At 65.6% G+C, this 12510-nt stretch carries 10 protein-coding genes; 4 read left to right on the top strand and 6 right to left on the bottom strand.

Translation table 11 applies throughout. From position 1 onward, the window contains the following. Nucleotides 1–30: 30 nt before the first annotated feature. The gene (locus BV210_RS13820; RefSeq protein WP_077207215.1) at nt 31–516 is read right to left on the bottom strand and encodes an HTH domain-containing protein; all 486 of its coding nucleotides are present in this window, start codon (nt 514–516) and stop codon (nt 31–33) included. Between the two features lie 291 nt (nt 517–807). Here BV210_RS13820 and BV210_RS13815 point away from each other — a divergent pair, with 291 nt between their 5' ends. Further along, nucleotides 808–1950, top strand: coding sequence for a CBS domain-containing protein (locus BV210_RS13815; protein WP_077207214.1), 1143 nt, complete (start codon nt 808–810; stop codon nt 1948–1950). Nucleotides 1951–2088: 138 nt separating this feature from the next. Here BV210_RS13815 and BV210_RS13810 read toward each other — a convergent pair whose 3' ends face one another. Then, complete coding sequence (locus BV210_RS13810; RefSeq protein ID WP_077207213.1) at nt 2089–2487, bottom strand: hypothetical protein; 399 nt, start codon at nt 2485–2487, stop codon at nt 2089–2091. Between the two features lie 387 nt (nt 2488–2874). Then, entirely contained in the window at nt 2875–5103 is a 2229-nt protein-coding gene (locus BV210_RS13805) for a CDC48 family AAA ATPase (protein WP_077207212.1), read from the bottom strand. A 165-nt stretch (nt 5104–5268) separates the two neighbouring features. On the opposite strand from BV210_RS13805, the gene BV210_RS13800 reads away from it, so the two are divergent. After that, on the top strand, nt 5269–7437 hold the full coding sequence (locus tag BV210_RS13800) for a PAS domain S-box protein (RefSeq protein ID WP_077207211.1): 2169 nt from the start codon (nt 5269–5271) through the stop codon (nt 7435–7437). A 187-nt stretch (nt 7438–7624) separates the two neighbouring features. Here the strand turns inward: BV210_RS13800 and BV210_RS19945 are convergent, their stop codons facing one another. Then, nucleotides 7625–7795, bottom strand: coding sequence for a hypothetical protein (locus tag BV210_RS19945; protein ID WP_157526025.1), 171 nt, complete (start codon nt 7793–7795; stop codon nt 7625–7627). Nucleotide 7796: 1 nt separating this feature from the next. After that, a complete protein-coding gene (locus BV210_RS13795; protein ID WP_077207210.1) occupies nt 7797–8027 on the bottom strand; it encodes a hypothetical protein in 231 nt (76 codons plus the stop codon). Between the two features lie 137 nt (nt 8028–8164). On the opposite strand from BV210_RS13795, the gene larC reads away from it, so the two are divergent. Then, nucleotides 8165–9535 carry a nickel pincer cofactor biosynthesis protein LarC gene (larC, locus tag BV210_RS13790; protein ID WP_077207209.1) on the top strand — a complete coding sequence of 457 codons (1371 nt, stop codon included), beginning with the start codon at nt 8165–8167 and terminating at the stop codon, nt 9533–9535. A 1-nt stretch (nt 9536) separates the two neighbouring features. Here the strand turns inward: larC and BV210_RS13785 are convergent, their stop codons facing one another. Continuing rightward, on the bottom strand, nt 9537–11528 hold the full coding sequence (locus BV210_RS13785) for a thiol-activated cytolysin family protein (protein WP_077207208.1): 1992 nt from the start codon (nt 11526–11528) through the stop codon (nt 9537–9539). Nucleotides 11529–11717: 189 nt separating this feature from the next. Here BV210_RS13785 and BV210_RS13780 point away from each other — a divergent pair, with 189 nt between their 5' ends. Further along, nucleotides 11718–12491, top strand: a complete 774-nt coding sequence (locus BV210_RS13780; protein ID WP_172824899.1) for a winged helix-turn-helix domain-containing protein — start codon at nt 11718–11720, stop codon at nt 12489–12491. Nucleotides 12492–12510: the final 19 nt, after the last annotated feature.

Raw genomic sequence — 12510 nt, 5'->3', positions numbered from 1 at the left:
GATCGATTGCGGCCAAAGAGAAGTACCCGGTTACTCCTCGGCGACCGGTGCGGCCGCGCTGGCCGTCGGCTGGTCGGCCAGTCGGCGTTCGAGGTCGTCGAGGTGGTTGACGACGCTGATCACGTCGTCTCCCTCGGTGCAGGGCGTGACCTGTTCGAGTTCGCTCCCGTGGTACTCGGCCAGGCCCATCTTCGGCAGGACGATGGTGGTGTGGTCCCGTCCGGTGATCGACGAGGACTGCTCGTGGGTCTGATAGAACGATTCGAGGGTGGTGTTGTCGGCCAGCGCCCACTGCTTGAACTCGGCGATCCGGTTGAGGATGAACTGTCCCTGATCCGTGTCGGCGGCCTTCGTCGTCGGATCGATCTGGCGGCCCCAGACTTTCACGTAGAAATCGGCGATGTGTCCCTCGTCTTCGAGGCGCTGGAGGCGCTCGATCACCTGCTCCTGTCGCGTGCGTGCACCCGGTGGAGAGAGCGTCCGCACGTAGAGTTCGAGTCGTATTTCGTTGTTCATGGTGGGTCCCCTCCCACCGAAAAATCGTGAATCGCGCTCCTAAAGCGTTCCTCTAATCGATATAATACCACATTGGACGCCTTATACTGATATAGAGACACACGACCCTGCGGAGCGGGGACGTTCGGTGTGGTGTCGGGGGCGTACGTGAACGTGTCGATACCGGGTCAGTAGAGACCGCAACCGGGCCGACAGGTGCGACACGCATATCACTGTCGCCGGTCGCCAGTCGGGGGGAACCACCGCTAAGTTTGATTACCCCAGGCAGTCAAGCAAACACGGGATTATACGATGGATATTGCTGATATCGCGACCAGCGATTATATCGAAGTCGACGCTACCGAGCGGCTGGCGAAGGTCCGCTCCATCTTCGAGCGCAAGAACCCGCGGGGCATCATCGTCACCGACGACGGGGACTACGAGGGTGTGATCGGCCGGAAACAGCTCCTCCAGTCCCACGTGCAGGACGACGCCAAAGCCGAGTCCCTCGTGGTGTCGGCCCCGAAGGTCGAACGGACCGACGACGTGCGCGAGGTCGCGCGCGTCCTCGTCGAAGGGGGCACGAAGATCGCCCCCGTCTTCGAGGCCGGCCGGCTGTGGGGAATCGTCACGACCAACTCGATCCTCGAAGCCGTCCTCGAACACCTCGACGCGCTGACCGTCGGCGACATCTACACCGAGAACGTCGTCACGGTGGGCGAGGACACCCGCATCGGGCAGGCGATCAACCTCCTGCGCGAGCACGGCATCTCGCGGGTACCCGTCCTCGACGAGGACGGCCTGCTCTCGGGGATGCTCACCACCCACGACATCGTCGACGTGGTCGTCCGGGACATGGACAAGACCACTCGCGGCGAGCGCGCCGGGGGCAACGACCGCATCCTCGACATCCCGGTGTACGACGTGATGTCTAGCCCCGTGTCCACGACCGAGACCGCCGAGTCGGTCCGGTCGGCCGTCACCCGGATGATCGAAAACGACTACAACGGCCTGGTCGTCACCCCCGAAGACGACGACAGCCAGGTGGTCGGCATCCTCACCAAGACCGACGTCTTGCGGGCGCTGACCTACACCGAGGAGGAGCACATGGACGTTCAGATCACGAACATCAAGCTCCTCGAGGCGCTCTCCCGGGACACCGTCCGCGAGGACATCGAGGCCGTCGTCGACAAGTACAGCGACATGCAGGTCCGGCACGCCCACGTCCGCTTCCACGAACACAAGGAGAAACTGCGGGGCACGCCGCTGCTCCAGTGTCAGATCCGCCTGCGCACCACCGAGGGCCAGATCGCCGGCTCCGGCGAGGGCTACGGCGCGGAACAGTCGTTCAACGTCGCACTGGACAAACTCGAACGCAACGTCCTCGAACTGAAAGACGTGCGGGCCGACGAGGAGTACCGCGGGCAGCTCCTCCGGAAACTCGGCGAGCTGTAGGCCAGCGTTCGCCGTGGCAGCTCGTTTACCGCATCCGACCCTCGTCGCTATCGGTAGTGCTCACACCCGGTCGCGTCGGGTTTTCCTCGATCCGTCGGTCGTCCCTTAGCGGCCGCTCGGCCGGAGAAGTTACCGAGGTCACTTCGCACGGAGCCAGGCCCGCGCTTCCGGCAGGTCCTCGGCGAACAGTTGCTCCAGCGGGATGTCCGAGTCGATCCGGCCCATTCTGTCGAGTTCGAACTGCGCGACGCGGTCTTCCGGATAGATGTACGCACCGTACTCGACGTTCGTCGCCAGGAACCGGGGCGACCAGTCTTCGCGCAGCCACTCCGTCTCGTCCGGAAAGGATTCGAACGCGCGACAATCCGCGAGAATCTTCGTCGCCGTTCGCTCCTCGACGAGCGAGAGGAGCGCCTCCTGACCCGCTCGGAACGACTCGCCGTCCGGCGTGGTCTGCCACTCGAGGACGACGGCCTCCAGTTCCGGGTCCCAGCCCAGCGTGTACGCCTCGGACTCGGCGTATACCTCCAGCACCATGCGAACTGAGTAACAGCCCGGGGTTTTAGTTCCACCACCGGTTTCCGAGTTCGAAACCGGGGCCGGTCGCGGACGCATCGCTTCGTATCTCCGTGCGACACCGAGAAACGGTCGCGAAAGGCGACCGGGATGCCCGAGGTTCGGTCGACAACTGTTCGCGGACGGTCAGAACCGGGTCGTCAGGCCGTTACGCCACAGCACCGACAGCGCGACTCGCCAGCCTCCTCCTCCCATACCAGCGTCCCCTCCTCGCAGTTGCGACAGGGGGCGTAACTCGCTGACGTCGTGTACGGACGTTCGGTCCCGATGGACGGAGGGCGGAGCTGTGACTCGGGAGTCGGTTCGGCTGTGGACGGGCGTCAGGAAGAAAAAACGGATCGTCGGTCGTTACTGGAAGCCGATGCGGCCGCCGCCGCGACCGCCTTTGCGCTGGGGCTTGGCCCCGCCCTTGAACTCGTCTTCCATCTGCTGGAAGTAGTCGCGGATGTCCTCGTCGACGGTCGGCCGGACGCCCTCCATCGCCTGTCGGAAGTGGCGCATCTCGACGACTTCGGCGTCGTCGTCCTCGCGCAACGCCTCGATGGCCGCCTCGCGGCAGATGCTCTCCAGATCGGAGCCGACGTAGCCCTCGGAGATCTCGGCGAGTTCGCGCAGGCTCACGTCCGCCGACAGCGGCGTGTCCTGCGTGTGGATGCGGAGGATCTGTTCGCGACCCTCCACGTCGGGTTCGCCGATGTAGGTCAGCCGGTCGAACCGCCCCGACCGGATCAGTGCCGGATCGATCATGTCCGGCCGGTTGGTCGCGCCGATGACCATCACGTCCTCCATCTCCTCCAGTCCGTCGAGTTCCGTGAGCAACTGGTTGACGACGCGCTCGGAGACGTTCGAGCCGACGTCGCCACCCCGACCGGGGGCCAGCGAGTCGAGTTCGTCGAAGAAGATGATCGTCGGCGCGACCTGCCGGGCCTTCCGGAAGGTCTGCCGGATCGCCTTCTCCGATTCACCGACCCACTTGCTAAGCAACTGGGGCCCGCGCACGCTGATGAAGTTGGCGTCCGTCTCGTTGGCGACGGCCTTGGCCATCAGCGTCTTGCCGGTACCCGGCGGGCCGTACAGCAGGACGCCCGACGGGGGCGTCACGCCCATGCGCTCGAACTTCTCGGGGGAGTTCATCGGCCACTCGACGGCCTCCTGAACCTGCTCTTTGGCGTCGTTGAGCCCGCCGACGTGATCCCAGTTTATCTTGGGGAGTTCCACGAGGACCTCCCGCATCGCCGACGGGGAGACCTCGTTGAGCGCACCCTTGAAGTCGTCGCGCTTGATGATCATCCGGTCGATCAGGCTCGGCGGGATGTCCTCCTCGTCTAAGTCGATCTCGGGGAGGTACCGCCGCAGGGCCTTCATCGCCGACTCCTTCGTGAGGCTCTCGATGTCCGCGCCGACGAACCCGTGGGTCTCCTCGGCGAGTTTCGAGAGGTTCACGTCGTCGCTGAGGGGCATCCCACGGGTGTGGATCTGGAGGATCTCCTCGCGTCCCACCTCGTCCGGGACGCCGATCTCGATCTCGCGGTCGAACCGGCCCGGCCGACGCAGTGCGGGATCGACAGAATCGACGCGGTTGGTCGCCGCGATGACGATGACCTGGCCCCGGGATTCGAGGCCGTCCATCATCGTCAGCAGCTGGGCCACGACCCGGCGCTCGACCTCGCCGGTCACGTCCTCGCGCTTGGGCGCGATGGAGTCCAGTTCGTCGATGAAGATGATCGAGGGCGCCTCCTCGCTCGCGTCCTCGAAGATCTCCCTGAGCTGTTGCTCCGATTCGCCGTAGTACTTCGAGATGATCTCCGGGCCGGCGATGGAGAAGAAACTCGCGGAGGTCTCGTTGGCCACCGCTTTGGCGAGCAGCGTCTTCCCGGTCCCGGGCGGCCCGTGGAGCAACACCCCCTGCGGGGGCTCGATCCCCAGTTTCTTGAATATCTGGGGGTGTTTCATCGGGAGTTCGACCATCTCGCGGACCCGCTGAATCTCGTTTTGCAGGCCGCCGATGTCCTCGTAGGTGATGCCGCCGCCGGTCTTCTCGAAGCCGGAGATGGGCTCCTCGCGGAGTTCCACGTCGGTGTCCTCGGTGATGAGGACGACGCCCTCGGGGTCGGTCTCGACGGCGATCAGCGGGATGGCCTGGCCCGGCGAGCGCATGAACGGGTGGTTCGTGCTCGACATGACGGGCACGATGTCCCGTTCGACGACCGGCCGCTTGAGGATCTGGCGTTTGACCATGCCGGCGGCGTCCGAGCCGAACTGTACGGATGCCTCCTCGGGCGGAGCCAGCACCAGTTCGTCTGCCTTCTCGGCCTCGGCTTTGCGGATGGTGACGCGCTCGCCGATGCCCACGTCGGCGTTCTGGCGCGTGAACCCGTCGATGCGGACGGTGTCGGTGTTCCAGTCCTGTCGGTCGGCGCGCCAGACCTTCGCCGCGGTGGTGTCGCTCCCTTCGATCTCAATGATGTCACCCGGCGAGAGCTTGAGATGCAACAGCGTGTCGGGGTCGAGGCGGGCGATACCGCGTCCCGAGTCGTTCGGGTACGCCTTCGCCACCTCTAGTTGAACTTCGTTCATACTCTGTGGGGATGTAGCACACTCGGGTACCCCGGGAGATATGCTTTTTGCTACCGGTGGTCCACTCGTCGGTTCGTTGCCGGTCGGTTACGCGAGCAGTTCGAGCGGAGCCCACGCCAGCGTCCAACCGGAAGATATTTTCTGTTTTTGAGATATCTATGAGACATGGCCGATGTCCCGTCGTCGATCCGGGTCTTGCACGTCGACGACGACCCAGAGCTCGCGGCCGTGGCCGTCGACTTCCTCGAACGGGAAGACGAGCGCATCACGGCCACCGCCGTCGAAGACGCCGAAAGCGCCCTCTCGTATCTCGACGACCACGAGATCGACTGTATCGTCAGCGACCACGACATGCCCGGGATGGACGGGCTGGAACTGCTGGAGACCGTCCGCGAGACGTACCCCGACCTCCCCTTCGTCCTCTTCACCGGGAAGGGGAGCGAGGAGATCGCGAGCGAAGCGATTTCGGCGGGCGTCTCCGACTACCTGCAGAAGGGGACCAGCACCGAGCAGTACGAGTTGCTCGCCAACCGCATCGGGAACGCGGTCGAGCAACACCTGGCGTCCCGCGCCGTCGAGCGCGCGGAGGGACGTCTCCGGGAACTCGCGGAGAACTCGAACGACGCGTTGTGGATGTATTCGGGCGACTGGTCGGAACTCCAGTTTATCAACTCGGCCTTCGAGGAGATCTGGGGCCAGTCCGCCGAACGGCTCCTGGAGGACCCCCAGGCGTTCCTCGAGGCCGTCCATCCCGACGACCGCGAGTTCGTCCGCGAGGCGGCCGAGCGGCTCTCGGCCGGCGAGTCGGTCAACATCGAGTTCCGGGTCAACGAGTCCGAGGAATACAGCCGGTGGGCCTGGGTGCAGGCCGAGCCGATCTTCGAGGGGGACGAGGTGGCTCGGGTCGTCGGGTTCACCCGGGACATCACCGGCCGCAAGGAGCGCGAGCGGGAACGCGAGCGGTACCGCCGGATCGTCGAGACGATGGGCGACGGTGTGTACGCACTCGACGCGACCGGCTCGTACGTCCACGTCAACGAGTATCTCGCTGCGCTGTCGGGGTACGATCGGGAGACCTGGCTGACGACGTGTGAGCCGTCGGACTTCTTCTCGGAGTCGGACGTGACCGCCTTCGAGGACGCGATCAGGCGACTGCTCACCGAGCCGGAGATGTCCGTCGAGACCGTCGAGGCGGACATGCGGACGGCCGACGGCGGCACCGTCCCCATCGAGGTGAACCTGACACTCCGACCGATGGAAGACGGGGAGTTCCGCGGCACCGTCGGCGTCGTCCGGGACATCACCGAACGTCGGGAGCGCGAGCGCGAACTCGAACAGTACGAGACCATCGTCGAGGCGATCCCCGACGAGGTGTACGCGCTGGACGCCGACGGGCGGTTCGTCACGATCATCCCCCCGACCGACTCGGAGGTGACGACGACCGGGTACGAACCCGATGAACTCGTCGGCGAACACGTCTCGGTCATCATGACCGATGAGGACGTGGCGATCGGCGAGCGGGAGATCCAGCGGTTGCTGACCGACGACGAGCGCCAGAAGGCGTCCTTCGAGATGGAGACGATCACTCGCGACGGCCAGTGCATCCCCAACGAGAACCACATCGCGCTGCGCCCGATGGAGGACGGGGAGTTCCGCGGCACCGTCGGCGTGTTGCGCGACATCACCGACCGCAAAGAGCGCGAGCGCGAACTCCAGCGCCAAAACGAGCGCCTCGAACGGTTCGTCGGCGTCGTCTCCCACGACCTCCGGAACCCGCTGAACGTCGCCGAAAACAGGTTAGAGCTCGCACTCCGGGAGTGTGACAGCGAGCACCTCGACGAGATCGCCGAGAGCCACGAGCGCATGGAGACACTCATCGACGACCTGCTGGCGCTCGCTCACACCGGTGAGCGGGTGACCGACGAAGGCCCGGTGGACCTGCGTACGGTTATGGAGTCCTGTCAGGACGCCGTCGGGACCGGGTCGGCGACGCTCGACGTCGAGACGGACCGGACGGTCGTGGCCGACGAGGGACGACTCAGGCGTCTGGTGGAGAATCTCTACCGCAATGCGGTCGAGCACGGCGGCCCGGACGTGACCGTCACCGTCGGCGACTGCGAGGGCGGTTTCTTCGTCGAAGACGACGGCCCCGGCATCCCCGAACCCGAGCGTGAGGACGTCTTCGAGTCCGGCTACACGACGGCCGAGAGTGGGACCGGGTTCGGCCTCTCTATCGTCGAGGCGGTCGCCACGGCTCACGGGTGGTCGGTCTCGGTCACGGACGGTGAGGCAGGCGGCGCGCGCTTCGAGATCACGGGCGTCGAGTTCGCCTGAGACACGGCCGGTCGTCGGTCGGCCTGTGTGAGACCGGTTTCAGGCGTTCCGGCCGAGGACGTAACCAATCGCGAGTCCGAATCCGACCAGGAGCCGGGAGCAGGAGTTCCGGCCCGGCGGGACAGGAGGGGACAACCAGTTCCGGGTCGAGCGGCGTCGTGGCACCTGATACGTAACGGTGCCGTCGTCAATCTTTTTCGCCCGGCCGGTCCTCGTCCGCCTCGGGCAGGCGGAGGAGATTCGTCCGGACCCACCGAATGGCACCGCCGCGGAGGAGTACGTAGAGAACCATGAACGCGACGAGCAGTATCGGGACGGCCGGACTCGGACCGCCCGGAACGTCGGGTACGACCAGCATTCTACGACGGCGTCTCCTCGTGGCGCTCGGCGAGCGGTTCCTCGGCGTCGCGATCCGCATCGGGGTCGGGTTCGTCGGCGTTCCGGCCGCCCAGCCAGCTGCGTTTCATCCCCCGAGCGAGCAGGAGCAAGGCAAGCAGGATGTAGCTGGCCAGAACGGCCGGCGTGCCGAGGGTCGGCCGGTCGATCGAGGGGACGAGCAGGGTGGGGTCGGTCGGGACGAGGGGAGACATGACAATCCAGCGTCCGGTTCTGGGAGGGGTAAGATTGACCCCCGATATTGACGGCTCCCTACTTGGGGGTGGGGTACCGGACCGCTCGGGGGCCGTGGGACCGAACCGTTTTCCCGGCCCGCGAGAGTCCAACGGGTATGCGAACACTCGCCTTCGACGGTCGGATGGGAGCCAGCGGCGACATGCTGCTGGGAGCCCTGCTGGCCGCCGGTGCCGACCGGGACGCCCTCGCACCCGTCGAGGACGCCCCGAGCCTCGACGTGATCTACCAGGTCCGGGACGTCGAGAAGGCCGGGATCAGCGCGACGGCAGTCGACGTGCTGTTGGACGGTGCGGAGACCGACGGGGACCCCAGCGATCACGACCACCACAGCGACGATCACGGGCACGAGCACCACGATCACACGGACGAGGGGACCCACGACCACTCGCCGGACCCGGAACACGGCTACGGCGAGGCGGATTCCCTGAGCGACCACGAACACGATCACGACGACGGCGACCATACTCACGCGGAAGGACACGGTCCGCACCGCACGTACGCGGAGGTCGTCGAGATCGTCGACGGACTGGACCTGCCGGCCGGGGTCGCCGCGGACGCACGGGCGATCTTCGAGATCCTCGGGGAGGCCGAGGCCGCCGTCCACGGCACCGACCTCGACGACACCCACTTCCACGAGGTCGGCGCAGACGACGCCATCGCGGACGTGGTCGGCGTCTGTCTGTTGCTCGACGACCTCGGCGTCGACCGGGTCGTGACGACGCCGCTCTCGACCGGCGGCGGCGAGGCAGCGATGAGCCACGGGACCTATCCCGTGCCGACGCCCGCCGTCGTCGAGATCGCCGAGCGTGCGGACTGGGCCATCTCGGGCGGCCCGGTCGAGCGGGAGTTACTGACCCCGACGGGCGCGGCCATCCTCGCCCACGTCGCCGAGGGGGTCGACCGGCTCCCCTCCCTCCGGGTCGACGCCTCGGGCTACGGCGCTGGCGGCTACGACTTCGACGAGCACCCCAACGTCCTCCGGGCCGTGGTCGGGGAGGGTGACGGGGGTCTCCAGCGCGACGAGATCACCGTGCTGGAGACGAATCTGGACGACGCACCCCCCGAAGTGCTGGGCGGGTTGCAGGACCGCCTCGCCGACGTGGGCGCGCGGGACGTATCCATCGTCCCGCTCACGATGAAGAAATCGCGGCCGGGCCATCTCGTGAAGGTGATCGTCAAGCCCGAGGACGCCGACCGGGTCGCCCGACGGCTGGCAGAGGAGACCGGGACGCTCGGTGTCCGGGAACACGGCGCGGGCCACCGCTGGGTCGCCTCCCGAGAGGTCGAGACCGCGACGATCACCGTCGACGGGTCCGAGTACGCGGTCGACGTGAAGGTTGCCAGCGACACCGACGGCGCTGTCTACGACGTGTCCGCCGAGTACGACGACGCGCTGGCGGTCGCCCGCGAGACCGACCTACCCGTCCGCGAGGTGATGCGGCGGGCGGAAACGGAGACCAGGTGAGTCAGGGCGGGAGCGGCGAGATGTCGAACGCGAGTTCGATCTCGGTTCCGTGGTCGTTCCACCGGATCGTGAACTCCCCGGGGCCGTTGCCGGCCGTGTCGGGATCGCTGGGAGACTCGTTCAGGAACCACTTGACGTGTTTCTTGTTCCCGAAGTCGTCGTTCGAGAGCGGGTCTTTCTCCCGGGGGACGCCCGTGACCTGGATGTAGGCCTTGCTCTCGTCCAGTTCGGTCGTGTCCTCGAAAACGATGGTCTCGTCGACGTTGAGTTGCTTTCGCTGGTTCTGCTTGAGGTTGATGTGGCTGGATTTCTTCCGTTCCCACACTTCCCCGTCGCTGGGTGCGCCCTTCGGCTCGATCCGGGCGTCGTTGCCGACCAGCACGCCGTCTTCCGGGATCGGCCACGCGACGACGTAGATGTCGCCGTAGAGTTCCTCCTCGTTGCCCGGGTCGCTCTCTGAGAGTACCTCCCACGAGAAGTTGTGGATCCGGTACCTGCTGGTCTTCGGTCGACAGTTCCGGGCGGTGTAGGAGGTCGTCAGGTAGACGTTCGCCGTATCGAGGTTGCCGAGGTACTTTGAGTGATAGGAGATCGGGACACCGGGCGAGGAGGCGGGATCGTAGCGAGCGCCGCGCTGGATCCAGTCTTTGATCGTATCGAGGGCCCCCTCGCCGGGCTTACTGACTGTCTTCGCGCCGCTCTCGGCACTGCCGCCCATGACCTGAACGTCGATCTGCGTATCGCGCAGGACCTGTTCGTGATCGACGTCGACGTCGACCGTCCCCTCCTTTTGCCCGTAGTTGAGGGCCGCCTCCAGAGAGTTGCTGACTTTCGTTCGCTGGTACTTCGACTCGGCCGAGAACAACAGCAATCGACCGTACGAGACGTTCTTGATGAGAACGTCGTTGCGGTTCAGATACTGGCTCTGGTCGGTCACGAACCCGTTGGCGACGGGGTTGGGTACCGACACGTCGAGGGTGTAGTAGATCTGCCAGTACTTCGCGAGTTGCTTGTTCGTCTCGGAGGTACTGGAGTAGTCGAACTGGTTGTCTATCTCGAGGTTGTTGCTGTCGTAGTGGATCCCGAGGGCGACTTTGAGCTGTTCCTCGGAGTGGATCTGGTGGATCTGAGCCTTCTGTTTGGCGGGCGTCGCGGTTCGGTTGAACCGACTCAGGAGTTCGCTCCGGGCGTTCCGGACGTTCCCGAGCGAGGGGTTTTCCACCGTCGTCGTGGTGTCGCCGTCGACGTTCATCAACGACAGCGAGAGCTGGATGGGGGTCCTGATCTGCTGGACCGGCGTCCCGTTCCGGCGCTGCTGTGAGAGTGCCGGCGAGAACTGACCGTTGGCGATACTGTTGGCTTCCAGAATCGCCCCGGGCCAGATCGTTCCGATCTGGGGGTCCATGAGGAAATTCGCTGGGCCGCCCGCGGTCATCCGGCGTTTCTGGGTCGTACAGACCACGTCCGATTTCTCTTCGGTCCCTTCCTCACCGACGTTCTCGTCGCTCGTCTCTTTGCTGTTCGGCGTGACCACGACCTCGACGGCACCGGATCCCGTGACGGTCGTCGGATCCCGGAGTGACCCACCACTTCCGGAGTCGCCGTCGTTGGACCCACCGAGGTCGATATCCGACGGCAGATCCTCGACGGGGACCGGATCGACCGTCAGGTTCGGCTGGAACAGGTCCGGATCCACGTCGTTGCCATCGGGCGTGTGCAGGCAGGTTCCGTCTCTGACACACGGGGCCAGCGTGAGGTTGGGAGCCGAGTCGTTCGCCCCGTCGTCTCTGATGGTCGTCACCGGCGTCGGTGCGGTCGTCGGTGAGGGTTCCGGCGACGGGGATGAAGGTCCCCCGTCGGTGCTGTCCGAATCACTGCCGTCCGACTCCTCGAGCAATCCCAGACAGCCCGCGGTCGTTGCGAGACCGAGTGCCGCCGTCGATCCGAGGAGCGTCCGTCTGTCTACGTCCGTGTTCTCGTCGTGTTCAGTCATTTCGATCACTCCCCCACACCGGCACACTACCCGACCGACTCGCCGGCCGGTAACGGACCGATCCGGAGGACACACGCCGGACTGTCGGAGACCGTAAAATTATATTCGATGGACAGGAAAATATCCCGTCACGAAACGTTCCCGGGCTCCGGAACGCGCTCGGGCGACGGGATCGGCGAGACGAAGACAATGAAACGGGACGACGTTATCGACGTGATTCGACGCGAACCGGTACTCAGGACTCTCCGCCGATCCGACACGGTGCTCCGGCAGAGCGACCTGACGGACCGACTGGACCTCTCGAAGTCGACGGCACACCGGGCGATAGCGACACTGGAAGACCTCGGCGCGATCGAGCGGGTCGACGGGGGCTACGCGCTGACGGCCCTGGGGGCAGTCCTCGCCGACGAGACCACCGGCTATCTGACACGGATCGACCGCATCGGGGACCTGGCGGTGTTTCTCGACGTCATCGAAGAGTTGCCCTTCGATCTCGACGACTTCGAGGCGTACAGCGTCACCCACGCGACCGTGGACAACCCGACCGCGCCGATGATCCGTCTCGCCGAGCTGACCGAGCGGTCCACGACTGTGCGTGTCGTGACCAGTTCCCTCGCCCCGCAGAGCTTCGACGCCGGTCGACACCTGCTCCGACAGGGTGAGCTCACCTCGGCGATGGTACTCGACCGGCGAGCGTTCGATTCGCTGATCGAGAGCGAACGGTACGGGGCCGATCTCGCGGCCGACCTGCGCGAGACGCCGCTTTCGCTCTACCGTCACGACGACCCCATTCCGTTCCAGCTCGGGCTCATGGACGGGACACTCTGTCTGGGAGCCAACGACCGGAACCGACGACCGGAAGCCCTCCTCGAAACGTCGTCCGACGCCGCCGTTTCCACGGGCGAAGCCCTGTTCGAGCAGTATCGCGACCGGGCCGAACGGATCACACCCGCGGACGTCTGAGTCGGGGACGCACCCCGTC

Source organism: Halorientalis sp. IM1011 (genome assembly GCF_001989615.1).
Classification (GTDB): Archaea; Halobacteriota; Halobacteria; order Halobacteriales; family Haloarculaceae; genus Halorientalis.
The sequence above is the reverse complement of the archived record's forward strand: the minus strand, read 5'-3'. Positions and strand labels throughout refer to the sequence as shown.

What these genes read in the sequence shown, in the direction of transcription:
- BV210_RS13820 (WP_077207215.1), bottom strand. Translation starts at nt 516, where the DNA reads ATGAACAACGAAATACGACTCGAACTCTACGTGCGGACGCTCTCTCCA.
- BV210_RS13815 (WP_077207214.1), top strand. Translation starts at nt 808, where the DNA reads ATGGATATTGCTGATATCGCGACCAGCGATTATATCGAAGTCGACGCT.
- BV210_RS13810 (WP_077207213.1), bottom strand. Translation starts at nt 2,487, where the DNA reads ATGGTGCTGGAGGTATACGCCGAGTCCGAGGCGTACACGCTGGGCTGG.
- BV210_RS13805 (WP_077207212.1), bottom strand. Translation starts at nt 5,103, where the DNA reads ATGAACGAAGTTCAACTAGAGGTGGCGAAGGCGTACCCGAACGACTCG.
- BV210_RS13800 (WP_077207211.1), top strand. Translation starts at nt 5,269, where the DNA reads ATGGCCGATGTCCCGTCGTCGATCCGGGTCTTGCACGTCGACGACGAC.
- BV210_RS19945 (WP_157526025.1), bottom strand. Translation starts at nt 7,795, where the DNA reads ATGCTGGTCGTACCCGACGTTCCGGGCGGTCCGAGTCCGGCCGTCCCG.
- BV210_RS13795 (WP_077207210.1), bottom strand. Translation starts at nt 8,027, where the DNA reads ATGTCTCCCCTCGTCCCGACCGACCCCACCCTGCTCGTCCCCTCGATC.
- larC (WP_077207209.1), top strand. Translation starts at nt 8,165, where the DNA reads ATGCGAACACTCGCCTTCGACGGTCGGATGGGAGCCAGCGGCGACATG.
- BV210_RS13785 (WP_077207208.1), bottom strand. Translation starts at nt 11,528, where the DNA reads ATGACTGAACACGACGAGAACACGGACGTAGACAGACGGACGCTCCTC.
- BV210_RS13780 (WP_172824899.1), top strand. Translation starts at nt 11,718, where the DNA reads ATGAAACGGGACGACGTTATCGACGTGATTCGACGCGAACCGGTACTC.